Source organism: Pseudoalteromonas sp. XMcav11-Q (assembly GCF_040104525.1).
Lineage (GTDB): Bacteria > Pseudomonadota > Gammaproteobacteria > Enterobacterales > Alteromonadaceae > Pseudoalteromonas.
The window spans coordinates 40,375-66,722 of record NZ_JBECOX010000017.1 but is presented as its reverse complement, the minus strand read 5'-3'; the positions used below and the strand labels follow the sequence as shown (position 1 = coordinate 66,722).

Below are 26,348 nucleotides of genomic sequence, written 5' to 3'. Positions count from 1 at the left end.
AACTCAGACTTACCAAATAAAACCAGGTCTTGCGGCTTTTAACGCAGACCTGCGCTTTTCTTCTATCCAGTTCTCCACTTCAGCTAGGTCCCAAGCAACACTTCGGCTGGTCAGAACAATACGACGAGGAAACTCACCACGCTGTTCTAGGTTATAGATGGTTCGATCAGACAAAGGGATCATGCTGAGTAAGGTTTTGCGATTTATCAGCGTTTTGTTTGTCATTGATGGATTCATGCCCCTCTCCTTTTCAACATTCTTGGGTTGATAATGCCAGGAGCTGCCTGTAGATTAGGCTAATCATTGGACAAAAAAGTTGGATATGAAAATATTTGAAACTGAGATGGATGCGTCAGAACGACTAGGTCCGTTTTATATTCCTGTTTGGGAGAATTCTGACAACTCTGTGGCAAATGCCATTCGCATTTTTAGGGAGAAATGGCATTCATACTCGGAAGAGTCTAGAAGCCACAACATCATAAACTTGATTAAACAGGTGATTGATCCCGTGGTATCGGAATACTTGAGTAGCCTTCCAAACCAGTATTTGTCCTTTTGCCCCATCTCAAGAGAAAAGTGTAACTATAGTGACCTCATCAAGTTGAGAGGTTTTCGTTATACAGCCGACCAAATTCATTTTTATTTACGCGACTTTGTTGGCAAGAGTTCCCATACAGAGCAAGACATACTGTTCATATCGACTCAAGATATGCTCAAATCATTGTTTATGATTTGTGAAGGAAAAAAACCTAATAGATCAAAACTAGCGCCTGATATCAGTTTAAAGTCGGATAAAAAAACACGACTGTGTGCCTTGTGTGGAAGCCCAACAGAGTTTTCACAGTTCATGCATACATGGACGAAACACGGATATATTGAGAGAGAAAACAATGATCGTGACAATGATGAAAAAGACGGAAAGAAAAAGCGACCGGATCTGAGTACGAATTACTGTCTAAACCATCGTCCCAAGCTTCATGATGGTTCTTGGAATTCTCTGTATAAGCAAGCCAGACGCTCTGCAGAACAATTTGAGCAAGAAGTCTTGAGATTACGACGCCAAATCGCGCATCCAGACCGTCATAACGCTAAGTCCGGAGATAGATTAATTGATGAGTACTTTTACCACTTCATGCTGGACTCTTCACTGGACCCAACTAATGTGCCCGAACTGCGCAACTTAGCCCGAAAGATGGTAGATTCTCGGCTAACGGACAATAAAAAACGCATGCTGGTTCTTCGCAAACAGAACAAATCTAATGAAGATATTGGTATATTGCTGGGTGAAATCACGGGTAAGCCGTTGTCAAACCAGGCAGTGTCTAAGGCCTTGGGAACGATTCGAGAAGAATTTCAGCTACCAACGTCCAAAACTAATGAGAAAATTTAGCCGCTAAAATTTCATTCAGGACTATTGATCAATCAAGGGTTGACAAATAGTCCACCCCTATATATTCTATCCATAGTGCAGATGAAATCATCTGTAACGCTCTTTCAAAAATTACCTTAATTGTGAGCCTGACATATGGCCTAACAGCCGTTCATTTGTAGTAATTCAAAATGAACTATCTTTCCAGCCCACATAAGGATTCTTATCGGCACGCGGTCGTGATGAGCCAAAGCTCAAATCGAACGTCGATGGTCCTTATCGCTTAGTTGAATAACTTTGATGAAGGCAGGGGGAGAACCAGAGATACACTTCTCTGGGGGTATTGGTTGGTTTGTCTACTGTATTTCTATTCGGCCACGATGTGCAAATTGGCAGGGGGTACATCCTGTATCCGATTAGTGCAACTTATATAAGGTAATATTATATGAATTTGAAAGAATCGATCGAGCGTCTTAAAGAGGCTCGTGAAAAATGCGTTAATACAGTAGACAAAAGCACACTTGAGAAAATCGATAATTCTATCGAAGAGCTTGAGAATATGAGTAAAGTGGCAAGTAGGCCCAACAAAATGAAGTGGTTGTCAGTGGTTGTTCAGGTATTGAGCTTGATAAAATTGGCGGCTGGTTTCATTGACTTGGAGTAACAAAAGCTCACTAGATCTGTGCAACCAGCCAAATAAATCCTCCAATATTTAAGAGATATAATTATGTTAGCGATCGGTAAAACTATTAAAGAATTCAGGCAACTACGTGGGCTATCTTTAAATCAGGTGGCTGAAGAAGCTAATATGGATAAATCTTATCTATCCAAAATAGAAAATGAAAAGCGAGATCCTTCTTTATCATCATTATCTCGAATCAGTAAAGCACTTAACGTTCCTTTAAATATACTTATTTTGATGTGTGAAGAGCCCTCTGATAGTCCTTTCTCCGAATTTACAGAAAGTCTAAAATCAATAGCGAGAGAAATCGTAAAAAGTGAATCTACAGCCTAAATACACACAGAAACCAATTGGTAGTATCGAAGCTTTAGCTAATTTATTGAATTTACCGTTACAAGATCTTGAGAAGCTCATAGTATCATCAAATAATGACTATATCGTAGCTAATAAAATTGAGAAAGATGATGGCAGTCTAAGAATTACATACAAAGCAAAACCAAAACTTCGTGCCGTTTTAGATTCCATAAAATCAAGAATTTTTGATAAGGTTGAGCATCCTGACTATATAACAGCAGGACAAATAGGAAAAAGTTATATCGACAATGCAAAAGTTCATATTAATTCACGCATGTTAATGTCTGAGGATATAAGAAATTTTTTCCCGTCAATTAGTATCAAAGAAGTCAACCGTATTTTTCAACACTTTTTCTGCTTTCCCCCTAAAGTATCAAATGCACTTAGCGAGCTAAGTACAAAAGAAGGCTATTTAGTTCAAGGCAGTCCCTTAAGTGGTGAAATAGCCAATCTAGTATTCTACCGAGATGAACCAGAACTTGTTAAATATTGCCAAGAGCAAGGGCTAAGATATACACGTTACTACGATGATATTCATATTAGCTCTGATGAGAAAGAATTCAATGAATTAATTCCTCATCTAAAATCAGAAATCTATCGCATATTCGGAAAATCTGGAGTAAAGCCTCATAGGTCTAAGAAAAAGAGCCATTTTAGTTCGTGTTCATCTCGGCTTTCTGTACACGATGTCACTGTTAACTCCAAAAAGACTAATCCTTCCCATAAAAGAATATCTCAAGTGAGGAAGTTACTATTCACATATGAACATATAGTAGATAATAACTTTAATATAGAAGATATTATTAAAAAATACCGTTCAATTCTCGGGCACATAAACACTCTTCAGCAACAAGGTTACTCAAAAGCAGGAAAATTAAAAGAACAGTTATCATTGATAACTTGTAGAATAAGCGAATCTGAGGCAAAAAAATACGCTAGAAAATATCGAAAAGTTAAGTCAAAGAAAGAGCTAACCCAATTTAGTTCAAAAGTATATATTCTAAAAAGAATTAGTGGCAGAGTAGCTATGGTTATAAACTCAGAAAAAAAATCTGCAAATGATAAAATTAAGAAAAAGCTATCTCGTAATACAAATATATAATCAACATTAACTAGCGTAATTGAGCTTTAACGAGTCCACTCATCAATCATGTCAGCCCAATCCTGCAACATGGCCGCGCGCTGTTCTCGGTACTCAGCTTTGTTGTAAACTGCCCAGACTCCTTTCTGTTCGTGTGCCAGGCATTTTTCTATCCAATCCGTATTGTATCCAGCCTCATGCAGTAAAGTACTCGCTGTTCGACGCAGGTCATGCGGCCCAAACTTACTTAGTGACTGCCCATCCTTCTGCGCAGCCTTGTACGTTAGAGCCAATACACGATTCATTGTCGCACTGCTCATTGGGGCATCGGAGTCATAACGAGAAGGAAGAATATAATCAGACCCGCCGGCAAATGTCTTCAAGGCAATAAGAATGTCCATCGCCTGGCGTGACAAAAACACCAGGTGAGGCTTTCGCCGTTTCATTCTTTCTTTCGGAATCGTCCACAACGCTTCACCAAAGTTAATTTCATTCCAGGTTGCATTGGTTAACTCACTTTTGCGCACCATAGTTAGCAATAGCAATTTTACCGCAGCACGAATCGAAGGCGTGGTTCCTACTTTTTCCATATATCGGTACATCAAACCGATCTCAGCCGGTGTTAACGTTCGGTCTCTTGGTTCAAATCGAGCGATACTTGCAGGCCTCACCAGGTCTGCCGGGTTCTCAACTTTCTGCCCTCTTTCAATCGCCCACCTATACACCTGGAGTACAATATCACGCGTGTGTACAGCCGTTGCGGGTGCGCCACGCTCTACTATCGCGTCAGTCAGTGCTCGCAGATCTTCATGGGTAATTTCTGTGAGCTTCCAATTACCAAATTTATCTTTAAGTTCTCGGGCATAGACTGAACGACGCATATCCCGGGTAGAATCGGCCACCTGATAGCCACGCAGCCATTTTATAGCCCAGGCACCAAAAGTTTCAGCATCTTTCGTTCTCGCCTTCGCACGGGCTTTCTCTTTGGCCGGTGACTTTCCATCAATAACCATTCTCTTCGCTTCATTGAGGCGCTCACGCGCTTCTGCTAGCGTGATGCCCCCTACTCCGTAGCGTCCAAAGGTGATGGTTTCTTGCCTGCCATTGATTGAGTAGTTGTAGCGAAAGGAGATAGACCCCGCTTTGGTGACAGCAACATAGAGGCCATCACGGTCATTGACTTTGTATAGTTTATCTTTGGGCTTGAGATTGCGTAGCTTGGTATCAGTCAGCATGTTTCGACCTATTATTCTTATTTAATACCATGCTGAAACACCCCTAAAAAACTAGAGATTAATATTTATAAAACAGATAGATATGAAAATTTAATACCATGTCCCATCAAAAACACTCAGCATGGTATCGGGCGTAATCCATGGCATTACCGATGAATCATACCCATCAAAATACCACGGTCAAACCGTGCTTGGCGTTGCCAGACATTGCCAAAAATGACTAAGCTAAAAACAAAAAAAGTCCGCAATTACGCGGACTTAAGGTTGATTTAGTGCCTGTTAATGCCAGACCTTTCTTAAAGGATCATTATTCCCACTCGATTGTCGCTGGCGGCTTACCTGATACATCGTAAACCACGCGAGAAATACCATCAATTTCGTTGATGATACGGTTTGAAACGTGGCCTAGTAGCTCGTATGGTAAATGCGACCAACGTGCTGTCATAAAGTCGATAGTTTCAACACAACGTAGTGAGATCACCCAATCGTATTTACGTGCATCGCCCATCACGCCAACAGAGCGTACAGGTAGGAACACAGCGAATGCTTGAGATACTTTGTGGTATAGGTCCGCTTTATGTAGCTCTTCAATGAAGATAGCGTCAGCACGGCGCAGTAAGTCACAGTATTCTTTCTTGATTTCGCCAAGCACACGAACACCAAGACCTGGACCTGGGAACGGGTGACGATAAAGCATGTCATACGGTAGTCCAAGCTCTAGGCCAATCTTGCGAACTTCATCTTTAAATAGTTCACGTAGTGGCTCAACCAGACCTAGCTCCATATCTTCAGGTAATCCACCCACGTTGTGGTGAGATTTGATCACATGTGCTTTACCGGTTTTAGATGCTGCCGATTCGATAACATCAGGGTAAATTGTACCTTGTGCTAACCATTTTGCATTCACGCGCTGGCTGGCTTGCTCATCGAATACTTCAATAAAGGTGTGACCAATTGCTTTACGTTTGTCTTCAGGGTCATTTAAACCGTTAAGCGCATTAAGGAAACGATCTTCAGCTTCTACCTTGATGATGTTCAGACCAAACTTATCACCGAACATATCCATTACTTGCTGGCCTTCATTCAAGCGTAGTAGGCCATTATCAACAAATACACAGGTTAGCTTGTCGCCAATCGCACGGTGAATAAGCATTGCAACCACTGATGAATCAACACCACCAGATAGGCCAAGGATAACTTCATCATCCCCTACTTTCTCTTTGATACGCTCAATTGCATCTTCAATGATTTGCTCAGGCGTCCATAGTTTTTCACACCCACAGATATCAATTGCAAAACGCTCTAGTAAACGCAAACCTTGCTGAGTATGCGTTACTTCTGGGTGAAACTGTACACCGTAGAAGCGCTTTTCTTCCCAAGACATTGCCGCATGAGGACAAGTATCCGTTCTCGCTGAAGTTTTGAATGTATCTGGAATTTTAGCAACTTTATCACCATGGCTCATCCACACGTCTAGGTAACCAGCACCATCTTCGATGTGATCTTCAATCGCTTCAAATAGCTTACAGTCGCCTACTTTCTCTACTTTTGCGTAGCCGAATTCTTTTTTATCTGAGCTATGTACCTGACCACCAAGCTGCATTGCCATCGTCTGCATACCATAACAGATACCCAGTACAGGCACGCCTGCTTCGAATACATAATCTGGTGCTTTTGGGCTACCTTCAAGCGTCGTTGACTCTGGGCCACCTGATAGAATGATACCTTGAGGGTTGAACTCACGGATTTGCTCTTCTGTCACATCCCAAGCCCAAAGTTCACAGTAAACACCAATTTCACGTACACGACGTGCAATTAGCTGAGTGTATTGCGAACCAAAGTCTAAGATCAAAATTCGGGAATCGTGGATATCTTTGCTCATTGATAATCTCGTTAGTTAGGAACTAAACAGGATAAAGCCGCATTGCGCCTCTATCAAAAGTAATAAGGGCTAGCAACTTGCTAGCCCAGAAACACGCCTTGAGGCTTAACCCATACGGTAGTTAGGCGCCTCTTTGGTGATCTGCACGTCATGTACGTGAGACTCACCCATACCCGCAGAAGTCACACGTACAAACTGCGGCTTAGTATTTAATTCTTCGATGGTTGCACATCCAGTTAAACCCATTGCACTGCGAATACCACCAATTTGCTGATGGATAATCGTTGCGATCGGTCCTTTGTATGCTACGCGACCTTCAATACCTTCAGGTACTAGTTTGTCAGCAGCATCACTCTTCTGGAAGTAACGGTCAGATGAACCTTCTTTTTGGTTCATCGCACCAAGAGAACCCATACCACGGTAAGACTTGTAGTAACGGCCTTGGTATAGTTCAACTTCACCAGGAGACTCTTCAGTACCCGCCAGCATTGAACCCACCATTACACATGCAGCACCAGCAACTAGCGCTTTTACGATATCACCAGAGAAACGGATACCGCCGTCGGCAATCACTGGAATATCACGACCTTTTAGGCCTTCTACTGCATCTGAAATCGCAGTAATTTGTGGTACACCACAACCTGTAACGATACGAGTAGTACAGATAGAACCTGGGCCAATACCCACTTTAACGGCGTCTGCACCAGCATCAGCCAATGCAATTGCGCCTTCAGCTGTTGCTACGTTACCTGCAACGATTTGTAGTTCTGGATAAGTTTCGCGCGTCGCTTTAACACGGTCAATAACACCTTGAGAATGGCCGTGAGAAGTATCGATTAGTAGTACATCAACACCCGCTTCAACCAAAGCAGCAATACGCTCATCAGTGCCAGCACCAACACCAACAGCAGCACCAACACGAAGACGGCCTTGCTCATCTTTACACGCGTTTGGTTTATCTTGCGCTTTTTGGTAATCCTTAACGGTGATCATGCCTTTTAGTGCAAATGCGTCATCAACCACTAAGATTTTTTCGATACGGTGTTCGTGCATGAGGCCAAGGATCTCTTCACGAGATGCACCTTCTTTTACTGTCACTAAGTCATCTTTCTTAGTCATGACCGTTGAAACTGCTTTTTCTAGCTTAGTTTCGAAACGCATATCACGGCTAGTCACGATGCCTTCAAGTTGGTTGTTTGCACCAACAACCGGGAAACCTGAAAACCCTTTGTCCTGTGCAAGCTCCATTGCTTCTGCAATCGTAAGATCAGAAGTAACCGTCACAGGGAAAGAGATAATACCCGCTTCATACGTCTTAACTTTACGCACGTTGCGAGCTTGCTCTTCGATAGTCATGTTTTTGTGGATAAAACCAATACCACCTTCTTGTGCCAGAGCGATCGCTAGGCGCGCTTCTGTCACTGTATCCATTGAAGCGGAAACAAGCGGTAAGTTTAATTCAATCCCACGTGTCAAACGCGTTTTCAGGTTTGCGGTGTGAGGAAGAACAGTTGAATGAGCTGGTACTAAAAGTACGTCGTCAAAGGTAAGGGCTTCTTTTGCAATTCTTAGCATGTTCGCGGCTTCTCTCAAGTGAACTGAGTATAAGGAATTGCGTGCGAATTTTATCAGCGTTCCTTATGGGAGTAAATAAAATTTAGCAAAAAATGTGATAAAGTGACTGTGAATTTTTTTATGGAGGCCAACATGGGATACCCCAATAATAACAAAACCTATTCTGTATCAAGACTTAACAGAGAAATACGCGCGCTCTTAGAACAAGGTTTTGCCTCTGTACAACTCACCGGAGAAATTTCAAACTTTGTTGCTCCGGCCTCAGGGCATTGGTATTTTTCTCTAAAAGATGACAAAGCACAGATAAAAGCGGCCATGTGGCGAGGTAATAATCGTTATTGTAACCATCGCCCAGCCAACGGTCAGCAGGTAATGGTACAAGCTAGAGTGTCAGTGTATGAGCCACGAGGCGACTATCAATTGATAGTCGAACAAATGGCCCCTGCCGGTGAAGGTTTGCTCAAGCAACAGTTTGACGCCCTTAAAATGCAGCTAGCCGCAGAAGGCCTGTTTTCGGCTAGTCACAAAAAGCCTTTGCCAAGTGTCATTAATCGCGTAGGGGTCGTCACTTCAGCGACAGGCGCTGCCATCAAGGATATTTTGACTGTACTCAAACGTCGCGCCCCACAGTTACAAGTTGTAATTTACCCAGCTCTAGTGCAAGGCGATGAAGCCAAGCAGCAGATTTGCAAACAAATCGCTCAGGCGAATGCTAGACGCGAGGTAGACGTATTGATCGTTGGCAGAGGTGGCGGCTCATTAGAAGACTTATGGAGCTTTAACGAGGAGCCCGTCGCAAGGGCCATTTTTGCCAGCTCAATTCCGGTGATAAGCGCAGTAGGCCACGAAATAGATACTACCATTTCTGACTATGTTGCAGATGTCAGAGCGCCAACCCCATCGGCGGCCGCAGAGCTAGTGAGCCCAGACTCAGAAGCGCTAAAATTGCGTACTTCGCAGTTACTACAATATCTCAATCAGGCTTTTAAGCGTCGCCTTGAAGGTGCATCACAGCGTTTAGCAAACTTTGAAGCCCGACTGCAGATACAACACCCTAAGAATCAACTTATGCAGCAAACACAGCGAGTTGATGAGTTAGAACAGCGATTAATTCGTGCTCAAGCCTATCACTTACGTCAAAAGCAATCGCAATTTCATTTGCTGCAACATAGATTTGATCGATTACATCCAGAGCAAAGGATCGCTCAGTTCAAGCAATTGGTCGCACAACTCAGTGATAAGTTGCAGTATGCAATGGAGCAAAAGCTTAATACACAAAGACATCAACTCGCGGTATCAAGCGCAAAACTAGACAGTGTCAGCCCACTGGCGGTATTAGCTCGGGGCTATAGTATTGCCAAGCAGGAAGATAAAGTGATTAAGTCAGTGGCGGATGTCGACCCAGAAAAGCCGATAATTACGCAACTGGCTGATGGGGAGGTGGTGTCTATGGTAAAAGCAACCCAGTAAGCGGATATAAAAATGGGGAAGTGATTTCCCCATTTTTAATCTAATAACCTACAACATCGCAGAAGTGATAGACTCATTTTCGAGCCTATCATCGTCTTCTAGGAAGTTTTGGTTCATACTCTCTGCAGGACATGGGCATGATGGCTTACCAACCACCTTAGCAGGGATCCCCACTACCGTAGTGTGCGGTGCTACAGGGCTAAGTACAACGGAACCTGCTCCAATTCGAGCACCCTCTCCTACTTCAATGTTGCCAAGTACTTTGGCACCAGCACCAATCAATACACCGGCGCGGATTTTCGGGTGACGGTCACCCTGCTCGTTACCCGTACCACCAAGTGTGACTGATTGCAGAATAGAAACATTATCTTCAATAACCGCGGTTTCACCAATGACTATACCAGTCGCATGGTCAAACATAATACCATGACCGACTTTACAAGCAGGATGGATGTCAACACCGAATACTTCAGAGGTTCTGCTCTGTATAAAGCGAGCCAGCTCTTTTCTGTCTTGACGCCATAAGCAGTATGCCAATCGATGTGCTTGGATTGCATGAAAACCTTTCAGATTCAAAATTACGTTAAGATAACTATCGGCAGCTGGGTCACGATCTTTAACAGCTTTTATATCATGTGCAACATGAGTCAGCATAGTATCGCAGTGCACAAAGGCCTGATCGAACAACTCGCGGATTGTAAATGCTGACACCACGGCATCCGCCAACTTATTTGCAACGATAAAGCTTAATGCAGAACCAAGACACTCGTGATTTAAAATACTCGAGTAAACGTGACTAGCAAGCAATGGTTCGCGAGCAACCAACTCATTGGCTTCTTCGCGTAACTTATTCCAAATCTCATGTCTCATGTGACGAACTTCCGATAATACTGATACTTCTCATAGTGTAACGCTTAGAGTCATTGAGTGTCATGTATTATAAAAAATCAGGCTTCAAACACTTGGTTATATCTAATAACCAACCAACATATTTTAGCCTGGTTTTAAATACCCTCAGCTGGACCAAAGATTCTTACAATTTAGCACTGTCGAACTGAGTAGATCTTCGTATAATAACGCCCCATTGAATACTACCAACGCGGGATCGCTAATATGTCGATAAAGATCAAGACAACGGATACCAACAAACCAAATGGCACAGGGCTTGCGCGGATAATCAAAGCAACGCATTGCTCGGCGAAAGGAATGAAAGCGGCTTATAAAGAAGAGTCGGCATTTAGACAAGAAACGTGGTTACTGGTGGCAAGTCTTCCTTTATCAATCATATTGGCGCAAAGTATTGCTCAGTGGGCCTTATTGGTCGGTAGTGTACTGTTGATATTGGTCATAGAACTTATCAACTCGGCAATCGAAGCGCTGACAGATAGAGTGAGTACCGAGCATCACTTACTATCTGGTCGTGCAAAAGATATGGCATCAGCGGCCGTTACGCTGACATTATTAATTAGCTCGTTAATTTGGATAGCTGCCGCAGTGGAGTGGTTCAACACCATAACCTAAAATTACGCGTGGTTTTGATACAAAAAAATGGCGGCTAAATTTTTAGCCGCCATTTTTTATTAAGCTGAATAATCGTTATTCAAACACTTTTTCTACATCCAACGTTTTAATATTCTTACTTGGAATATTTAGCGGGTATGTAGCAATTTCAGCATCTTCTGCCAGCAATACATCAGGCTTTTTCGTGTTATAAGTCATAGGAGATGGCTGCTCAGCACTTAGGCGCTTCGCCATATCTTTTGCATCACCAGTGATAAACACATAGTGAATATCTTCGGTCTGCAAGTTCTTTTTGATAACTCGATTGATATCTTCAACAGACAGCGACGCTAGCTGCTTTGTCACATAGGCAACAAACTCATCGGTGTTGTAGAACTGGCTATCAAGTGCATAACCTAGCTGTCTATCTTGGCTCGCCACCATTTGCGGCACAAAGTTGATTAAGAAGTTACGTGTTGCTTCAAAGTCTGCTTTGCTCATCCCTTCTTTGATCAGCTTATCGAGTTCAAACAATGCAGTACGCGTTGCAAAATGGGCGTCGTTATTAGAACGAAGTGGGCGTAACCACACTTGGAAAATTTGCTCACTACGACCTAAGTTTGCATCCGGCTTAGTTTGGAACATACCACGAGGGAAGTATTCGATGTATGCATAATCACCATAGTTCATACCACGTACCTGACGGATACGCTGGTACAAGTGGCTGTTTGAACTGCGATGCTCACCAAAGTATGAACGCACTAACCAAAGCGCAGCCCAGTCTTTGCTGCTACGAACCGTGTCGATTGGGAAACCAAAAGAGACCGCTGTTGATTTTGCATTCTTTTCTACGATGGTTGCGTGATGACCAGATAGTTTAGGGGCATCTGGCACTTGTAAACGCGCTTCTTCGCCTTTAGGTAAAGCCGCAAGATCGTTAAACATCGCTTCTTTTAGCTGTTTATCGAGTGCACCTGTGATACCCACGTTAAGTTTAGCTTGAGTAAATTGCTGAGCGTAAAAAACCTTAACGTCATCCAGTGTGATTGCTTCTAAGTCTGATAAATCACCAAAGTTATAGCTTTCGTATGGGTGGCCTTTGTACAGCTCGTGATAAAGCACTTCTTTACCTAGTTCTTCATCATTTGACGCTTTCAAACCAGCCTTAATGCCGTCGATTAGCTCTTTTTTCAGACGTTTAAAATCATCTTCTCTGAACCCTGGGCTCAAAAGCTGCTGACTCACAATGCCATACCATTGATCTGCATTATCTTTATGAATACGACCACGTAAAGAAATCATTTCTTTATCGATTTGATAACCGAAGCTACCAGCAATAGGATACAGCGCCTTTTGAATTTCTTTGTATGATTGCGACTCACTTCCGCCTTTGGCAATCATAGCCGCAGTAAGCGCAGCAAGACCTTTTTTACCTGCAGGATCTGCGGCAGCACCTGTGTAAAAAAGAAAGTTCACATCCACCAGCGGTGAATTATTGGTCTTGTCTAATACGTTGAAATGACGCGTTACTGGCTTGTCCATTTTTGCTACTAACTTGTCTAAGTTAACTTCCTTATCAAAACCAGGCACAGACTCAAGTGCAGACATAGTCACCGTTGTGCGGCTGCTGTCCACAAAGTATTTATTGGCAATATCACGAATGTCTTTCGCAGTGACTTTATCTGCACTTGCATAAAGCGCATTCACCACTTCAGGGTCACGCTCAAAATGCATGTAGCTTGCGAGTGTCGAAGCAATAGATTGTGATGAGTCAAGGCCGTTAATAAAGCTGTACTTTAGGTTTGATTTAAGTGCAGCAAGTTTATTTTCATCTACCAGCTCTGTGCGTGCTTTTGCGTAAGTGTTATTGATTGCATCACGCACTGTCGCCAGATCTTTTTCATCTTCAACTTTAACGAAAACATGCAGAAGACCAGGGTCTTTGGTTTCAGGGTTGTAGGTAAACATTTGGCTTGCAAGCTGTTTGTCTACCACCAGCTCTTGATATAACTCAGAGTTTTGAGAGAAGTATAACTGCGAGATCAAATCAAGCGCAGCTCGATCTTTTTTCTTCGGCTCCCATGCAGTGCCTTTATATGAAACAAGCAACCAGTGACCTGGTAAGCCATCATATTTTTCATGGACGTAACGTGCTTTCTCTTGTTTAGGCTCAACTGGAATATCAGCTTGATAATCACCCTTTTTCCAATTACCCCAGTGCTTTTTCACCATAGCCATGGTTTCTTTTGGATCTACGTCACCCACAATGACAAGCGATACGTATTCTGGCTTGTAAAAACGTTCAAAGAAGGTTTTACCATAGGCCATTTGATCTGGCATTGCTTCGATGTCTTCAAAAAAGCCCATCGTTGTGTGTTTATAGGTATGTTTATCAAATGCTTCTTTTCTTACCGCAGAAAGCAGTTTTCGAACTGGGCTGGCATTATTTTTAAGGTATTCACCTTTCACGGTTAGTGCTTCAGTACGAAACTGTTCTTCACTGTAAGTCAGGTTCTGAAAGATATCCGCTTCGATTTCTAATACTTTATCTAAATGCTGCTTCGAGAAATTTAGGTGATAGTTCGTGTAGTCATTGGTGGTGTAGGCGCGATTATCAACACCTGAATTTTTTAGAATGTCTGAATAAACGTCTTGTGGATACTTTTCTGAGCCTTTGAACATCATATGCTCAAAGAAGTGAGCGAAGCCGGTTTTACCCGCTTCGACTTCATTACGCGAACCAACAGAAACCGGGATCTGTAGCGATACCACATCAGGATAGTTAGTTTTAACTACCATGACGCGAAGGCCATTTTCTAGCTCTTCCAAAACATAATCTTGGGCGAATACTTTATTGGATTGGGCAGCTTGAGTACTTTCAGCTGACTGTTGGGCTTGGTCTGAATTCGTCGCTGCGCAGCCACTAAGCGCTAAGCTTACGGCAAAGCTGGTTGCTAGTAATTTGAATTTCATGAATTTGGTCCTAATCATATTTTTTATTCTAAGTAAGTCGTGTTCACTTACGTTAGTAAACCTCCAGATTATGCCCCAAAGCCATACTAATTCGCTAATTTCCAAGGTGATTTACCATCCTAATGTGTAAACAAATATGAAATTTTGGTTTGAGCACTTGAGATAAATTCATAATTATTGAAATTCTTTCATTAAAAAAATCTATCTAGACGTCTAAATGGCTGCTATATTAGTAAAGAGATACAGAAATGCTTTTGTGGAATGAGGATTATGGCTTTAACGCTTCAAGAGAAAATCATTGACCCTAACCAAGGGGTATATTTAATTGGTACCACACCACCTAAGATTGGCACCGACCCAGAGCAGCTAAAATCAATTGCCGCTAAGCTTTTGGGCCGTTTACATGAGATTGAATACGACGGCGTGATCATCTATGACATTCAAGATGAAAGCAGCCGTACTCAAGTACCACGTCCATTTCCTTTTAAGCACACCGTTGATCCGTGTGAATATAGTCAGTTGATCCGCGAATTATCACACCTTGATGTAATTACGTATAAAAGTGTGGCACAGCGCGATAGTGAAGCTTTTGGCGATTGGTTAAGCAGCACAAAACAGCAATATGGGTTAAACAATCTAGTATTAGTGGGCAGTCCGTCTTCACAAGGCGATATTAAGTTGCCGCTTTCTGAAGCCTATAAGGTATTGAAGCATCATCAAGATGACTTTTTCTTAGGTGGTGTAACTATCGCAGAGCGCCACGCCAGTAAGCGTAATGAACACGAAAGGTTAATTGATAAAACAGAGCAAGGCTGCCAATTCTTTGTTTCCCAAGCAGTGTATGACGCTCAAGCAACCATAGATCTTATTACGAGCTATGCTCGCACCTGTAAACAGCAAGGGCAAACACCAAAACGCATTATTCTTACCTTTACTCCATGTGGTGGAGAAAAAACCTTGCAGTTTATGGAGTGGCTGGGGATTTCAGTACCAGAAGCAACCAAATGGCGCATGTTAGATGCAGACAATACACTAAGTGAGTCAATTCGTATTTGTAGAGAAAATCTAGATCAAATCTTAAAAAGCTGCTCACATCTAGATATTTCTCTTGGCTTAAATATTGAGAGCTTAACAAACCGTAAAGAAGAAATAGATGCATCTATAAACCTTTATCGACTGTTGAAGGCGACCATGGAATTATGCCTTGCGGAAAAGCAAATTGCTTAATGCAGTCTAAGCCAGCTTCATCAAGCTGGCTTTTCTGTTAACCTTGCTGAATTATCCAAAGCCCAGATTAACTTAGGCTCAAGAAAGCGATTAATCCCACCCCTAGTAACAATCGGTAAATGACAAATGGCATCATGCCCATGCGCTCTATGATTTTCAGGAAAAAGAAGATACAGGCATAAGCTGAGATAAACGACAGTGCTGCACCACTTAATAACGCATTCCAATCAACCACTTCATCGCCGGTAGCAAGCTCTAAACTGTAATACAATCCCATCATCGAAATGATTGGAATAGACATTAAAAACGAAAAGCGCGCCGCACTTTTCTTATCAAGCCCGAGTAATAAACCTGCGGTGATGGTAATACCTGAACGCGATGTGCCGGGAATAACAGCGGTAATTTGCGCAAGCCCCAGTATCAATGCGCTTTTCCAGTTTAAGGCAAATTCGTCTTTGATTTGTCTCGCTTTCACGTCGGCATACCAAAGCAGTAAACCAAATACTATCGTCGATGTTGCAATCACCCAAGCACTACGTAAATAAACTTCTACGATATCCTTAAGCAGTGGAGCTAAGATCACGAATGGAATAGTGGCAACCACAATACACCAAGTCAGCCGGCTTTCTTTCGAGTGCGTACCTGAGAATGATTTGAACCATCCTGCCAGTAGGCTGACAATGTCTTGTCGAAAATAAATAACGACAGCCAGCAAAGTACCAACATGAACAGCAACATCAAAGGCAAGACCCTGATCTTGCCAACCTAGTACCTGTGAAGGTAGCAGTAAGTGGGCAGAACTCGAAATAGGTAAAAATTCAGTGAGACCTTGAATAATTGCAAGGACGACAATCTCAATAAAGCTCATTGCTTGGGAAACTCCACTTTCCATAATTTTTGAGTTGGGTTGTGATACTCCTGCCATAACTGAGCAATGCTTTTACCCTCAACAGGATGGATAAAATCAGGAGCTAGTTCAGCTAATGGCTGAAGCACGAAGGCATTTTTGGTTATTTCATCCCGAGGCAACTGAGCGGGTGATGAACAAATAAGGTGGTCATAAAAGAGAATATCGAGATCTAACGTGCGTGGACTAAACTTCTTTTCACTACAGCGACGACCATGATCGTATTCTATCGACTTGAGCAGTTTATATACTTCGTCTAAAGACAGCTGTGTTTGTGCAGCAAAGACCGAATTATAAAAGTTATTTCCTGCAAATCCGACGGCTTCACTCTCAAACACACTCGAATGTTGAAAATCCGGAAAGTGTTTTATCAATACCCTCAAGCCACTCAGCAAATTTTTTTCTTTTTCTATGTTTGAGCCGAGACTGATAAAAATTTGTGCCATGATAATTCTACTTCTTACGCACAATTTCTACACCAACCGTTTGTGCTTGTGGCACGGCAGCAGGTTTACTCACTTTTATAAGCACTTGTTGTACATTAAATTCATTTAGGATCATTGCGGCAAGCTGTTCAACTAACGTTTCTAATAGCTCTACTGGTTTTGCTTGGGTATACGCAATAATACGCTCACTCACTTTGGCATAATCAACCGCCAAACTAATATCGTCATGGCGAGCGGCAGCGCTAATATCGGTCAACATCTCAACATCAAAGTAAAGGCTTTGTTTACTTTCTTTTTCAAAGTCGTACACTCCTATTATGGCTTCGACGTGTAGCTGTGAGATATAGACTTTATCCATGTAAACTCCAAACATGTTTATCGCTGTAATTCACCCGCATTTTCTAATCGCAATTCGCGATCTGTGCAGGACTTAAGACCGCCGATCATAGCCCAAAACAACGCAATAAAAAATAAGGAAGACAGTGTTAATCAGTTTAATGTGCGTATGTGCTTATTTATTGGGATCGATTTCCTCAGCGATTCTGGTTTGTCGGTTATTCAATCTACCAGATCCACGCTTTAATGGTTCTAATAATCCAGGCGCAACCAATGTATTAAGATTGGGAGGAAAGATCCCAGCTGCGCTGGTGCTCGTCTTCGATATTTTAAAGGGAACCATCCCGGTGTGGGGAGCCTACTTTCTGAAAATAGAACCTGTGTGGTTAGGTGCAATAGCCGTAAGCGCATGCCTTGGTCACATTTATCCTATTTTCTTCCACTTTAACGGTGGTAAAGCGGTAGCAACGGCATTTGGTGCGCTATTACCCATCGGCTTGTCATTGGGTGGGCTATTGATTAGTACGTGGCTCGTGGTGCTAGCGCTAACACGCTATTCTTCACTCGCAGCGATTGTCGCAGTCGCAGCAGCTCCACTTTACACATGGTGGATAAAACCGCTTTATACGGTGCCGGTAAGCTTTTTAACTGTGGTGATTATTATTCGTCATAGGGCAAATATTAAAAGGCTCTTGAGTGGTAAAGAGCCCAAGGTGGGGAAAAAGTCTAAAGACTAGGGCCTGTTTACCTTTCAAGTTTGTTTTTGCAGCAGTTTGATTGGTATTTGTACAAGGCAGAGCCTGCGTAGCATAGTTATTCTATGTGAGTCAGGCGAGAACACAGTAGAAATGCTAATCAAGCGCTGCCCTTTGGGTTCACCTGAGTGCGCTTTGTTCATTGTTGCTCAACTTTTGCCTAGATTACTAGGCGGCAAGTCGAGCGTCGCGACCAAAACACACTCAGGAGAACAAAAATCAAACAGCAAAGATCAACAGACCCTAGACTTTTTCTAGACTATCCAGCGGCCAACGTGGCTTAGTTTTCATATCAAGTGGCGCATGTTGACCTGCTTTTAGGCGCTGCATTCCTGCATAAGCTATCATCGCCCCATTGTCTGTACAAAATTCAGTGCGCGGATAATAAACTCGCCCTTTCATACCAAGCATCATGCGCTCAAGCTTTTGCCTAAGCTCTGTATTGGCGCTGACGCCACCTGCAATCACCAGGCTTTTAATGCCTGTTTCTTTCAGTGCCCGCTTGCACTTAATCGCTAGTGTTTCTACGACCGCAGTTTGAAAGGCATGAGCGATATCTGCTTTCGTTTGCTCATCATCGCCTTCATTACGAATCGTGTTTGCCGCTGCGGTTTTTAATCCACTGAAACTAAAATCCAGACCGGGTCTGTCTGTCATCGGTTTTGGAAAAGTAAATCGCCCTGCTTGACCCTGTGTCGCCATTTTCGCAAGCATTGGGCCGCCAGGATAATCAAGGCCGAGTAGCTTGGCAGTTTTATCAAATGCTTCACCAGCGGCATCATCCACTGACTCACCAAGTACCTCATACTCACCGATACCTGAGACTTTGACCATCATGGTATGACCACCAGAGACTAGCAGCGCGACGAATGGGAACTCTGGTTTATCGTCTTCAAGCATAGGGGCAAGCAAATGGCCTTCCATATGATGTACGGCAACGGCTGGGATCCCCCAACCAAATGCTAACGAGCGACCAATTGAGGTGCCAACTAACAAAGCACCGACCAAACCTGGCCCTGCGGTATAAGCAATGCCATCAAGGTCTTCAGGACCGCAACCCGCTTGCGCGAAAGCAGCTTCAATAAGAGGGATCGTTTTGCGTACATGATCACGAGAAGCAAGTTCAGGCACTACCCCACCATAATCGGCGTGTACTTTTACCTGAGAATATAATTGATGTGCCAACAGCCCTTGCTCATCATCATAAATAGCAATACCCGTCTCATCACATGAGGATTCTATACCCAAAATACGCAAGTTACTTTCTCCAAACTCTTTACTGCAGCCGCTGATTATACGAAATCAGCTACTCAAGTTCCAAACCAATATTTGTTTGGCCGTCAGCTAGTGCCAAGGCCTTTAGCGACTTCACCGAGTCGCTGCTAATACGCCCCATATTTTCCACGTGTTCGATAAGCTCAGCGAGGATCTCAATTTCATACTGCATCTGCGGGTGTTCACGCACTAACTCATTCGTTGGAGATATATCTTCCGCCATCAACATAAACTCGATGTATTTAGCTACCGTTGCCTGAGAAATTTTGGCAACGCTTACAAACTCATGTTCATCTTTTGTCATTAGGCCTTGCAACATGCCTAACAGCGCTGTCGCTACATCGATTGCGGGATAGGTACCAAACATATCGAACTCACTGAGCTCAGGTACATTTGGTTCAACCTTTTCAACCAGCTTTTCTAAGCTAATTTTGCTCTTTGGCAGTAATATTTTCTCCCAGATTAAATTCAGCGCATTTCTGAGAACTTGCTCGTCGCCAAAACCCGTAGCCTCACTAAATAATGAATAATTTGGCAACATACGCTCAATAATAGCAGCACCTAAGACTGCCTTTTGAAGATAATTTAACTCTCTAATTCTTTGAAAGTTATTTGCTTTGCTCATGCTTATTTCCACATTGCCAGCAATATTCAAACGCTGGTCCATTTAATTCTGCACAGTGGTTACATAGCCAATCCGACAGCTCGGCGGCACTGCGATGACGTGATTTGTTATAGTTTACCAATATTTCCTGAGCCTCGGGTAACTTTATTGCATAAACAAAGAGCTTGATGGCAGCTTGCTCTGCTGGAATTTCACCAATAGCACCTGACAAATGCTCACCTTGTAAGCGAACCTGAATATTCGCTTGTTCTAGTTGACCTTTGAGTAAATGCGCTTCAACAAAGCCGCTGATAGCGCACAATTGCACCCAATGAAAAGATTGTTCACTCATTGCATTATCTTCACTATTGAATTAGCACTCAATGTGCTCATTTGTTTCTTGATAAAATCATTCATTATCATCACACTTAAACATCAAGCTATTCCATTAAAATACGACTATGACTCTAACAACACCGGGCCTATTATTCCCAGCAATTTCTTTATTACTGCTCGCTTACACCAATCGCTTTTTGGTACTCGCACAATTGATCCGTGAATTAAACGCTCGAGAAGGCGACACCATAAGATCCTTGGTTAAAGCGCAAATCGAAAACTTAAGGAAACGAATTAGATTAATCAGACGAATGCAAGTATGGGGCGTAATTGCGTTTTTACTTTGTACGTCTTCAATGTTTGCCTTGTTCCTTGAAATATCCTTACTTGGCGTAACATTATTTGGTGCGAGTCTCTGTAGCCTAACCTTATCATTGCTACTTTCTCTTTATGAAATCCACATTTCTTGCGATGCAATCGAACTAGAATTGCAAAATATCGAGAAAAAACCTCAACAAGATTAGCGGCCTTGTTACTGCCGACTATACTAACGTTGAGTCAGCATAAAAAGAGGAGCAATCTGTGAGCGGATTTTTGTTCTCAGATGAAGTGCTAGAAAGCCCAATAAATCAAATGGCCGATACCTACTGGGATATTCTGGTTGTAGACGATGAAGAAGACATTCACCAAGTGACTAAGCTGGTGTTGTCCGGCTTTAAGTTTGAGAATAAAGCATTGAGATTTCATCATGCCTACTCAGCACAAGAAGCAAAAGTCATCTTGGACACGGAGCAGAATATTTCTGTAGGCCTTATTGATGTCGTGATGGAAAGTAATCATGCAGGGCTTGATTTAGTGCGATATATCCGTGATGACTTAGAAAACTTTGATATTCGCCTTGTGCTGCGCACAGGGCAGCCAGGTGAAGCACCGGAAGAATCGGTTATTCGCGATTACGATATTAATGACTATAAGAACAAAACCGAGCTCACTGCCGTCAAGTTAAAAACGCTGCTCTATTCTGCTTTACGCGCTCACCGGGATATTCAAACCATCGAAAAGCACAAAATGGGACTCGAACGCATTATTGATGCATCTTCGAATTTTTTAAAGTGTAGCAATATTCAGGATTTTGCATCAACTATATTATCCCATGTATCCGCTGTAATGGGATTATCAGATTCGGAAATATACTGTGCAGCAGCAGTAAATCATCAAGCTAATGAGCCCACAAAATTTAAGTTACTAGCAGCCTCTGGTGCAGGCGTAGAGCCAAGTAATGTAACTTTGCCAGAGAATGTACAAAATTTATTTATAGAAACGCACAACAAAAAATCATCTATGAAGACCCGCAATGAATATATCGGCTACTTCCCTTCCCGAGAAGGCAGTGAAACGATGATTTATGTGAGTAAGGATAGCGATCTTCATAGCATGGATTTCCAGCTACTTGAATTTTTTGCAAACAATATAGCGCTAGCCTACGACAACTTAAAGTTGCGTGAAACCGTCAAAGACTCTCAAAAAGAGCTTTCTTATATTTTGGGTGAAGCCGTCGAAAAACGCTCGAAAGAAACAGGCTCCCACGTAAAACGCGTGGCACATTATAGTATGCTTTTAGCCCAGCTTTATGGACTTTCTCACTACCATGCAGAAATCATCAAACTCGCCTCTCCGCTCCATGATATTGGCAAAATCAGTATTCCAGATCAAATCCTGAATAAACCCGGAAAACTCACTGATGAAGAATGGATAATTATGCAAACTCACGCACAGCAAGGGTTTGAAATCTTAAAAAATTCAACAAATGAGATTCTGCAATGTGGTGCGTTAATTGCGCATCAACATCACGAAAAGTGGGATGGCTCTGGGTATCCAAACGGCTTGAAAGCTGAGCAAATAAACATTGTCGGGAGGATCACAGCACTGGCGGATGTCTTTGATGCACTGGGCAGCGAGCGTTGTTATAAGCCCGCTTGGCCGCTGGAAAAGATAATTGAATTACTCAATAAAGAAAGAGGAAAACAATTTGACCCCAAATTAGTTGACCTTTTTCTAAATAATCTGGAACAATTTATTGAGATACGTGACAGGTATCCTGACTAACTTTGTAATCAGAATGTAAAAACTTCACTTTCTTTTTCTCGTTTTGTGTATTACTATTGGGAAAAGACGTAGTAAATGTGTTTTAGTTGAAATTAAAAGGAATTTCACATGAGATTTGAACAACTCGAGCAGTTCGTAGCATTAGGTAATTTAAGACATTTTAGACAAGCCGCAGAACAAACCCAGATCAGTACTTCAGCGCTTACCCGAAGCATCCAAACCCTTGAAGATGAAATAGGTTGTGAACTCGTTAAACGTTCAACGCGTTCAGTAAAATTAACTGAGCAAGGTGAACTGTTCTTAAAGTATTGTAAAACGACGCTATCAGAACTCGACCTAACCAAGAAAACCATCAAGCAAAGTTTGTTTGGTCGCGATAACCAGAAGTTAATTATTGGTTATACAACACAAGCAAGTAGCATTGTGCCAGTTTCTTGCGGTCAGTTTTTAGCTCAGTATCCTAATGTAAAAATCGAGATGCAGTTACAAGATGAGTTGGAGCTTACTCGCAAGCTGCAACTTGGTGAAATTGATATTAGCGTATATTTACAAAGCGCAAATAGCATAGTGAGCGATATTCACCTACCCGATCAGCTAGTTTTGTTTGTTTCTAGAAACCACCCTCTAGCAAACCAAGACAGCATTAGAAAAGCTGAATTAACGCAATATCCTATGTATGGGTGCTTTTCCCAATCAAAGCAAGTTCAAGGTATGCTTAATGAAGCCGTTGATTCGCTAAACAAATCAACCAGCGTTAAAATTGGTAATATTGAGCAAGTAATTGATGGCTTAAAGAATAGCAACAGTTTCGCAATTGCTAGCATTGAGCATTCCAAAACCATCGCACAAGATCCTAACTTAGTTTTCTTAAAAACCAATAAGGCATTGGATAGAGAGCAATTGATTGTACAAACCAATCATCAAATTGGTTCAAATGCACATATAAATCACTTGCTTGAGCTAATCGAAGATGCAGCATCTTCATCTAGCAAAAAAACAGTAACTTATTAGTTGCAAAAAAACAGTAACTTATTAGTTGCAAAAAAACGGGCAAATAATCTGTATTACTTGCCCGTTTTTAATAACCGGCTTTAGAGCGGTAAAAACCCCAACATGACCCCTACAAAAATCGCCAAGCCAACATAATTATTGTTTAAAAAAGCCCAAAAACATCTGTCTCTATCTCTATTGCGTATGGCATATTGTTGCTTAACAAGCAGCACAGAGGCTGCGAGTAAGCCACACCAAAAAGCGAGGTTTAAATCAAACGTTACACCAACTGCCGCCATCATCGCGATAAATGTGATGTTGAGCAACGCAATAATGTGGAGATCCCATTTTCCGAATAAAATCGCAGTAGACTTTACCCCAATCTTCAAATCATCATCCCTATCTACCATGGCGTACATGGTGTCATAAGCGACCGTCCAAATTAAATTCGCAGCAAACAACACCCAAGCAAGTACTGGCACATTCTGATTTACTGCCATAAAGGCCATCGGTATCGCCCAGCTAAAAGCAGCCCCAAGTACGATTTGAGGTAAGTTTGTATAACGCTTCATGAAAGGATAGACAGAAGCCAACACAAGTGCACCAAACGATAATGCAATAGTCTGCCAGTTTAAAAAAAGCACCAGAATAAAAGCTAGCGTTACCAAAATAGAAAATAGTCCTAGCGCTTCTTTACTCGTCACGGCCCCCCTTGCAAGCGGTCTTGTCGCCGTACGCTTTACAGCCCCATCAACCTTGCGATCGGCGAAATCGTTGATAACACAGCCCGCACTTCGCATTAGAAATACACCAAGTGCAAAAGTAACAATAAGCCAGATACTTGGAATACCTTCAGCTGCAAACCACAGTGACCAAAGTGTTGGCCACAATAATAGTAAAGTTCCGATTGGCTTATCTAATCGCATAAGTTGGCTGTAAGCCTGCCATTTCTGGTGTTCAATCATAAAAGCTTTCCGATATAAAGACTTCACAAACTAAAATCTTTGCTTTACCGTTTTTAAACCAGCTTCTTCTGGCAAATAAACGCTCTGGGACGACGCCAGTGGTGGGTGCAATAAGCTCAATCAGCGCTGGATAGTCTGAAGTAGCTAAACGAAGATACTCAAGGGTTCCGCGCTGCCAATTTGAATCAGTAAACAGTAACTCACCTAACGGCGTCTCACCAATTGCATCCATTCCGACAGTACATGCGTCCTCATTGAGCCAACTTTGTCCAAATACAGCTGCTTTACCGTTACAATTTAGCGTTACTTCTCGGCACCAAACCTGTTCAGAAAGATCTGTACGTAACGCATCTGGAGCGCTCCTGAACTCATTAGCAAGCACAGTCACAGAAAATTTATCACAAGTTTCTTTCAATTTTGCGGTTAGAGATTGGGTCTCTAGTAAATAAGAAGAAAGTGCTGGCTCAACATCCACCAACTGTGTGCTCTTCAGCCAGGGGAGCTCTAAGGGTAATTGCAAAGGCAACGTTCTATTTCCGTTTTAAAAATCCGCGGTCATAATAGCAGAGCAGAGGCTTTCTAAAAAGTTTATGTTTGTGCTGAAGCCAACTGTAAAATCAACGCAATTATGTATAAACTAAGTAAAAAGTAACTTGCATTAGGATACCTGATAAAACATGAGACTGTTGGCTGTTGTACTCACTTTGTGCATTGCATTAACCGCGGCTTCCCCTGTAAAAGCGGATTCAACTATTGGGTATTTCGGGTTTGAGCCAGATATCATCACGAACTACATAGGCCAATCTAATAAAAAGCTTGGCTATGTCCGAGTCACCGTTGACCTAATGCTGAATGACGTTGCGAATATTGCCGTGGTTGAGCACCATACACCTTTACTAAGAGATGCAATTGTACAGATCCTGAGTAAAGAAAACGAAGAAACCATTAAGTCATTAACTGGCAGAGAAGAAATCAGAAAGCGCTGTGCTGAAAAGCTAAAGACATTGCTAAAAGAAGAAACTGGGCAGGAAATTGTTCGAGATGTGCTTTTTACCAAATATTTATATCACTAACCGAATCAACTCATACAAGAACTCGGAAGCGCTAGATTCCGAGTTCGAAGTAACTAGCTATTCTCTTTGAGTTGCCTGTTGATAGGCCAAAATACCGCAACCAACATACCTGATAGCAGTCCGAACAAATGTGCCCAGTTAGCCATGTTGATGAAAAACATATCCGTAAATCCAAACAGCATCCAAAGCAGCATAAAACCAATAACAGGCTTAGAGACCAAAGCGGCTCCGGCAGGATTTCGATGACCAATTATCCAGCAAAAGCCTAGTAGTCCGTAGACCACGCCACTTAGTCCACCAAAATTAGCGTCAACAAATAGGTACTGCATAAAATTACTGGTTAAGCCGGTTACAAAGTAGATGCAAACTAACGCCCAGAGCCCTAGTTTCTCTGAAATTTGCGCGCCAAGGTGTAACCACCAGCTTAAATTAAAAATCAAATGTATGGCGCTAAAATGTATCAGTGTAGGCGCTATCCAAGTCCAAAGTTTATCTAGGGAGAAACGTAGCGCAGAAAAGATGCCATTAGCGTCACCAAATAACATGGCGACAAAAATAATAATACTGACACCAAAAACGCCCTGTAATAACCAGTTCAATCCCAAAAAGCGCTTTACTAAGTTTAAGTTTTGGCCTTGGTAGCTAAATAACCCCTGTGTACTTCCGGTTTGCCAAGAAGCCGCTTGATATAGTTCAGCCTCAGGTTGCTCCAAAAACGTTTGCCAAAGACGCATAGCAAGCGCTTCATCACCACGCTCTAGCCAAACTTCAACTTGTTGCCCATCGTGACTTTGCAAAACACAATAAACCCCTTGCGTCTTAAAATAATCGACCGCACCTTGTGCTAGTCGTGCATTGTGATAATGGGCTATTAACTTCACTTTTCAATCTCGTTTGGCAATTCACTCGCCCACTGCGTAAAACCGCCATCCATACTGTAAACATCTTCAAAGCCTTGCTCAACTAGGTAGTTAGCAGCGCCTTGTGAGGAGATCCCGTGATAACACACCACAACAATAGGTTGGTCAAACTCTTTTTCCTGCATAAAATGCGCAAGATTAGCGTTAGATAAATGCTCAGCGCCTGGGATATGCCCTTGTGCAAAAGTATTTTCATCGCGGATGTCTGCTACCACTACATCATCATTGCCTAAAAGCGCTTGTGTGTCTGCTACTGAAATATGTTTAAAAGACATGTGTTACCCATT

Annotated in this window: 28 protein-coding genes; 12 read left to right on the top strand and 16 right to left on the bottom strand. The window is 42.3% G+C overall.

Annotated elements, in window-relative coordinates; genetic code table 11:
• Positions 1-9: 9 nt before the first annotated feature.
• Positions 10-225 (bottom strand): AlpA family phage regulatory protein, encoded by a 216-nt coding sequence (locus ABMY45_RS20935; RefSeq protein WP_197712036.1) that lies wholly within the window; start codon positions 223-225, stop codon positions 10-12.
• 97 nt (positions 226-322) lie between these two features.
• Here ABMY45_RS20935 and ABMY45_RS20930 point away from each other — a divergent pair, with 97 nt between their 5' ends.
• From ABMY45_RS20930 to ABMY45_RS20915, 4 genes are all read left to right on the top strand, one after another.
• Positions 323-1,390, top strand: coding sequence for a transcriptional regulator (locus ABMY45_RS20930; RefSeq protein WP_285220715.1), 1,068 nt, complete (start codon positions 323-325; stop codon positions 1,388-1,390).
• A gap of 424 nt (positions 1,391-1,814) precedes the next feature.
• Entirely contained in the window at positions 1,815-2,033 is a 219-nt protein-coding gene (locus tag ABMY45_RS20925) for a hypothetical protein (protein ID WP_130241154.1), read from the top strand.
• A 63-nt stretch (positions 2,034-2,096) separates the two neighbouring features.
• Entirely contained in the window at positions 2,097-2,384 is a 288-nt protein-coding gene (locus tag ABMY45_RS20920) for a helix-turn-helix transcriptional regulator (RefSeq protein ID WP_057552476.1), read from the top strand.
• On the top strand, positions 2,368-3,507 hold the full coding sequence (locus ABMY45_RS20915) for a reverse transcriptase family protein (RefSeq protein WP_349289458.1): 1,140 nt from the start codon (positions 2,368-2,370) through the stop codon (positions 3,505-3,507). The genes ABMY45_RS20920 and ABMY45_RS20915 overlap by 17 nt, the downstream gene beginning before the upstream one ends.
• Before the next feature lie 26 nt (positions 3,508-3,533).
• Here the strand turns inward: ABMY45_RS20915 and ABMY45_RS20910 are convergent, their stop codons facing one another.
• The 3 genes from ABMY45_RS20910 to guaB all read right to left on the bottom strand — a co-directional run bounded on the left by ABMY45_RS20910 (position 3,534) and on the right by guaB (position 8,178).
• Positions 3,534-4,721, bottom strand: a complete 1,188-nt coding sequence (locus ABMY45_RS20910) for a tyrosine-type recombinase/integrase (protein ID WP_349289457.1) — start codon at positions 4,719-4,721, stop codon at positions 3,534-3,536.
• Between the two features lie 307 nt (positions 4,722-5,028).
• Positions 5,029-6,603 (bottom strand): glutamine-hydrolyzing GMP synthase, encoded by a 1,575-nt coding sequence (gene guaA / locus ABMY45_RS20905; protein ID WP_102057462.1) that lies wholly within the window; start codon positions 6,601-6,603, stop codon positions 5,029-5,031.
• 105 nt (positions 6,604-6,708) lie between these two features.
• Complete coding sequence (guaB, locus tag ABMY45_RS20900) at positions 6,709-8,178, bottom strand: IMP dehydrogenase (protein ID WP_102057463.1); 1,470 nt, start codon at positions 8,176-8,178, stop codon at positions 6,709-6,711.
• Positions 8,179-8,310: 132 nt separating this feature from the next.
• Between guaB and xseA the strand changes: the two genes are divergently transcribed.
• A complete protein-coding gene (xseA, locus tag ABMY45_RS20895) occupies positions 8,311-9,648 on the top strand; it encodes an exodeoxyribonuclease VII large subunit (protein ID WP_349289456.1) in 1,338 nt (445 codons plus the stop codon).
• 48 nt (positions 9,649-9,696) lie between these two features.
• On the opposite strand, the gene cysE is transcribed toward xseA, so the two are convergent.
• On the bottom strand, positions 9,697-10,518 hold the full coding sequence (cysE, locus tag ABMY45_RS20890) for a serine O-acetyltransferase (RefSeq protein WP_010607638.1): 822 nt from the start codon (positions 10,516-10,518) through the stop codon (positions 9,697-9,699).
• 243 nt (positions 10,519-10,761) lie between these two features.
• On the opposite strand from cysE, the gene ABMY45_RS20885 reads away from it, so the two are divergent.
• Entirely contained in the window at positions 10,762-11,169 is a 408-nt protein-coding gene (locus ABMY45_RS20885) for a diacylglycerol kinase (RefSeq protein ID WP_010374636.1), read from the top strand.
• A gap of 75 nt (positions 11,170-11,244) precedes the next feature.
• On the opposite strand, the gene ABMY45_RS20880 is transcribed toward ABMY45_RS20885, so the two are convergent.
• Positions 11,245-14,121, bottom strand: coding sequence for a pitrilysin family protein (locus tag ABMY45_RS20880; RefSeq protein WP_349289455.1), 2,877 nt, complete (start codon positions 14,119-14,121; stop codon positions 11,245-11,247).
• A gap of 270 nt (positions 14,122-14,391) precedes the next feature.
• On the opposite strand from ABMY45_RS20880, the gene ABMY45_RS20875 reads away from it, so the two are divergent.
• Positions 14,392-15,348 (top strand): methylenetetrahydrofolate reductase, encoded by a 957-nt coding sequence (locus ABMY45_RS20875; RefSeq protein ID WP_010374634.1) that lies wholly within the window; start codon positions 14,392-14,394, stop codon positions 15,346-15,348.
• A 67-nt stretch (positions 15,349-15,415) separates the two neighbouring features.
• Here ABMY45_RS20875 and ABMY45_RS20870 read toward each other — a convergent pair whose 3' ends face one another.
• Genes ABMY45_RS20870 through folB form a run of 3 tightly spaced genes read right to left on the bottom strand, consistent with a single transcriptional unit; the run spans position 15,416 to position 17,059 of the window.
• On the bottom strand, positions 15,416-16,216 hold the full coding sequence (locus ABMY45_RS20870) for an undecaprenyl-diphosphate phosphatase (RefSeq protein WP_227386864.1): 801 nt from the start codon (positions 16,214-16,216) through the stop codon (positions 15,416-15,418).
• Positions 16,213-16,701, bottom strand: coding sequence for a 2-amino-4-hydroxy-6-hydroxymethyldihydropteridine diphosphokinase (gene folK / locus ABMY45_RS20865; protein WP_010607634.1), 489 nt, complete (start codon positions 16,699-16,701; stop codon positions 16,213-16,215). The genes ABMY45_RS20870 and folK overlap by 4 nt, the downstream gene beginning before the upstream one ends.
• Before the next feature lie 7 nt (positions 16,702-16,708).
• A complete protein-coding gene (folB, locus tag ABMY45_RS20860; protein WP_227386863.1) occupies positions 16,709-17,059 on the bottom strand; it encodes a dihydroneopterin aldolase in 351 nt (116 codons plus the stop codon).
• A gap of 124 nt (positions 17,060-17,183) precedes the next feature.
• Here folB and plsY point away from each other — a divergent pair, with 124 nt between their 5' ends.
• Positions 17,184-17,774, top strand: a complete 591-nt coding sequence (plsY, locus tag ABMY45_RS20855) for a glycerol-3-phosphate 1-O-acyltransferase PlsY (protein WP_029215929.1) — start codon at positions 17,184-17,186, stop codon at positions 17,772-17,774.
• Positions 17,775-18,035: 261 nt separating this feature from the next.
• Here plsY and tsaD read toward each other — a convergent pair whose 3' ends face one another.
• From tsaD to ABMY45_RS20840, 3 genes are read right to left on the bottom strand one after another with little or no spacing between them, the layout of a single operon-like run.
• On the bottom strand, positions 18,036-19,049 hold the full coding sequence (tsaD, locus tag ABMY45_RS20850; RefSeq protein WP_010607631.1) for a tRNA (adenosine(37)-N6)-threonylcarbamoyltransferase complex transferase subunit TsaD: 1,014 nt from the start codon (positions 19,047-19,049) through the stop codon (positions 18,036-18,038).
• Positions 19,050-19,098: 49 nt separating this feature from the next.
• Positions 19,099-19,692 (bottom strand): YjaG family protein, encoded by a 594-nt coding sequence (locus ABMY45_RS20845; protein ID WP_010607630.1) that lies wholly within the window; start codon positions 19,690-19,692, stop codon positions 19,099-19,101.
• Positions 19,676-20,023, bottom strand: a complete 348-nt coding sequence (locus tag ABMY45_RS20840; RefSeq protein ID WP_010607629.1) for a DUF2007 domain-containing protein — start codon at positions 20,021-20,023, stop codon at positions 19,676-19,678. Before ABMY45_RS20840 ends, ABMY45_RS20845 begins: the two co-directional genes overlap by 17 nt.
• Before the next feature lie 109 nt (positions 20,024-20,132).
• Here ABMY45_RS20840 and ABMY45_RS20835 point away from each other — a divergent pair, with 109 nt between their 5' ends.
• The 3 genes from ABMY45_RS20835 (at position 20,133) to ABMY45_RS20825 (ending at position 23,124) form a co-directional block, all read left to right on the top strand.
• Positions 20,133-20,531 (top strand): DUF2721 domain-containing protein, encoded by a 399-nt coding sequence (locus tag ABMY45_RS20835; RefSeq protein WP_010374626.1) that lies wholly within the window; start codon positions 20,133-20,135, stop codon positions 20,529-20,531.
• Between the two features lie 58 nt (positions 20,532-20,589).
• A complete protein-coding gene (locus tag ABMY45_RS20830) occupies positions 20,590-22,113 on the top strand; it encodes a DUF3369 domain-containing protein (RefSeq protein ID WP_010607628.1) in 1,524 nt (507 codons plus the stop codon).
• A 108-nt stretch (positions 22,114-22,221) separates the two neighbouring features.
• On the top strand, positions 22,222-23,124 hold the full coding sequence (locus ABMY45_RS20825) for a LysR family transcriptional regulator (protein ID WP_010607627.1): 903 nt from the start codon (positions 22,222-22,224) through the stop codon (positions 23,122-23,124).
• Between the two features lie 80 nt (positions 23,125-23,204).
• Here the strand turns inward: ABMY45_RS20825 and ubiA are convergent, their stop codons facing one another.
• Positions 23,205-24,068, bottom strand: coding sequence for a 4-hydroxybenzoate octaprenyltransferase (gene ubiA, locus ABMY45_RS20820; protein ID WP_227386862.1), 864 nt, complete (start codon positions 24,066-24,068; stop codon positions 23,205-23,207).
• Positions 24,061-24,588: a chorismate lyase gene (locus tag ABMY45_RS20815; protein WP_227386861.1), complete on the bottom strand. Its 528-nt coding sequence runs from the start codon at positions 24,586-24,588 to the stop codon at positions 24,061-24,063. Before ABMY45_RS20815 ends, ubiA begins: the two co-directional genes overlap by 8 nt.
• A 157-nt stretch (positions 24,589-24,745) precedes the next feature.
• Between ABMY45_RS20815 and ABMY45_RS20810 the strand changes: the two genes are divergently transcribed.
• Positions 24,746-25,141, top strand: coding sequence for a flagellar basal body-associated protein FliL (locus ABMY45_RS20810; RefSeq protein ID WP_010607624.1), 396 nt, complete (start codon positions 24,746-24,748; stop codon positions 25,139-25,141).
• A 53-nt stretch (positions 25,142-25,194) separates the two neighbouring features.
• On the opposite strand, the gene glpG is transcribed toward ABMY45_RS20810, so the two are convergent.
• Together glpG and glpE are read right to left on the bottom strand one after the other, a co-directional pair.
• Positions 25,195-26,022 (bottom strand): rhomboid family intramembrane serine protease GlpG, encoded by an 828-nt coding sequence (gene glpG / locus ABMY45_RS20805; protein WP_349289454.1) that lies wholly within the window; start codon positions 26,020-26,022, stop codon positions 25,195-25,197.
• Entirely contained in the window at positions 26,019-26,336 is a 318-nt protein-coding gene (gene glpE / locus ABMY45_RS20800) for a thiosulfate sulfurtransferase GlpE (protein WP_010374619.1), read from the bottom strand. Before glpE ends, glpG begins: the two co-directional genes overlap by 4 nt.
• Positions 26,337-26,348: the final 12 nt, after the last annotated feature.

Bases quoted from the DNA above. Each gene is read 5' to 3' on its own strand.
- ubiA (WP_227386862.1), bottom strand. From the start codon at position 24,068: ATGATTGAACACCAGAAATGGCAGGCTTACAGCCAACTTATGCGATTA.
- guaB (WP_102057463.1), bottom strand. From the start codon at position 8,178: ATGCTAAGAATTGCAAAAGAAGCCCTTACCTTTGACGACGTACTTTTA.
- xseA (WP_349289456.1), top strand. From the start codon at position 8,311: ATGGGATACCCCAATAATAACAAAACCTATTCTGTATCAAGACTTAAC.
- cysE (WP_010607638.1), bottom strand. From the start codon at position 10,518: ATGAGACATGAGATTTGGAATAAGTTACGCGAAGAAGCCAATGAGTTG.
- ABMY45_RS20870 (WP_227386864.1), bottom strand. From the start codon at position 16,216: ATGAGCTTTATTGAGATTGTCGTCCTTGCAATTATTCAAGGTCTCACT.
- ABMY45_RS20910 (WP_349289457.1), bottom strand. From the start codon at position 4,721: ATGCTGACTGATACCAAGCTACGCAATCTCAAGCCCAAAGATAAACTA.
- ABMY45_RS20935 (WP_197712036.1), bottom strand. From the start codon at position 225: ATGACAAACAAAACGCTGATAAATCGCAAAACCTTACTCAGCATGATC.
- ABMY45_RS20845 (WP_010607630.1), bottom strand. From the start codon at position 19,692: ATGAGCAAAGCAAATAACTTTCAAAGAATTAGAGAGTTAAATTATCTT.
- folB (WP_227386863.1), bottom strand. From the start codon at position 17,059: ATGGATAAAGTCTATATCTCACAGCTACACGTCGAAGCCATAATAGGA.
- ABMY45_RS20885 (WP_010374636.1), top strand. From the start codon at position 10,762: ATGTCGATAAAGATCAAGACAACGGATACCAACAAACCAAATGGCACA.
- ABMY45_RS20925 (WP_130241154.1), top strand. From the start codon at position 1,815: ATGAATTTGAAAGAATCGATCGAGCGTCTTAAAGAGGCTCGTGAAAAA.
- ABMY45_RS20810 (WP_010607624.1), top strand. From the start codon at position 24,746: ATGAGACTGTTGGCTGTTGTACTCACTTTGTGCATTGCATTAACCGCG.
- guaA (WP_102057462.1), bottom strand. From the start codon at position 6,603: ATGAGCAAAGATATCCACGATTCCCGAATTTTGATCTTAGACTTTGGT.
- ABMY45_RS20840 (WP_010607629.1), bottom strand. From the start codon at position 20,023: ATGAGTGAACAATCTTTTCATTGGGTGCAATTGTGCGCTATCAGCGGC.
- ABMY45_RS20880 (WP_349289455.1), bottom strand. From the start codon at position 14,121: ATGAAATTCAAATTACTAGCAACCAGCTTTGCCGTAAGCTTAGCGCTT.
- folK (WP_010607634.1), bottom strand. From the start codon at position 16,701: ATGGCACAAATTTTTATCAGTCTCGGCTCAAACATAGAAAAAGAAAAA.
- ABMY45_RS20920 (WP_057552476.1), top strand. From the start codon at position 2,097: ATGTTAGCGATCGGTAAAACTATTAAAGAATTCAGGCAACTACGTGGG.
- glpE (WP_010374619.1), bottom strand. From the start codon at position 26,336: ATGTCTTTTAAACATATTTCAGTAGCAGACACACAAGCGCTTTTAGGC.
- ABMY45_RS20825 (WP_010607627.1), top strand. From the start codon at position 22,222: ATGAGATTTGAACAACTCGAGCAGTTCGTAGCATTAGGTAATTTAAGA.
- ABMY45_RS20875 (WP_010374634.1), top strand. From the start codon at position 14,392: ATGGCTTTAACGCTTCAAGAGAAAATCATTGACCCTAACCAAGGGGTA.
- ABMY45_RS20930 (WP_285220715.1), top strand. From the start codon at position 323: ATGAAAATATTTGAAACTGAGATGGATGCGTCAGAACGACTAGGTCCG.
- ABMY45_RS20835 (WP_010374626.1), top strand. From the start codon at position 20,133: ATGACTCTAACAACACCGGGCCTATTATTCCCAGCAATTTCTTTATTA.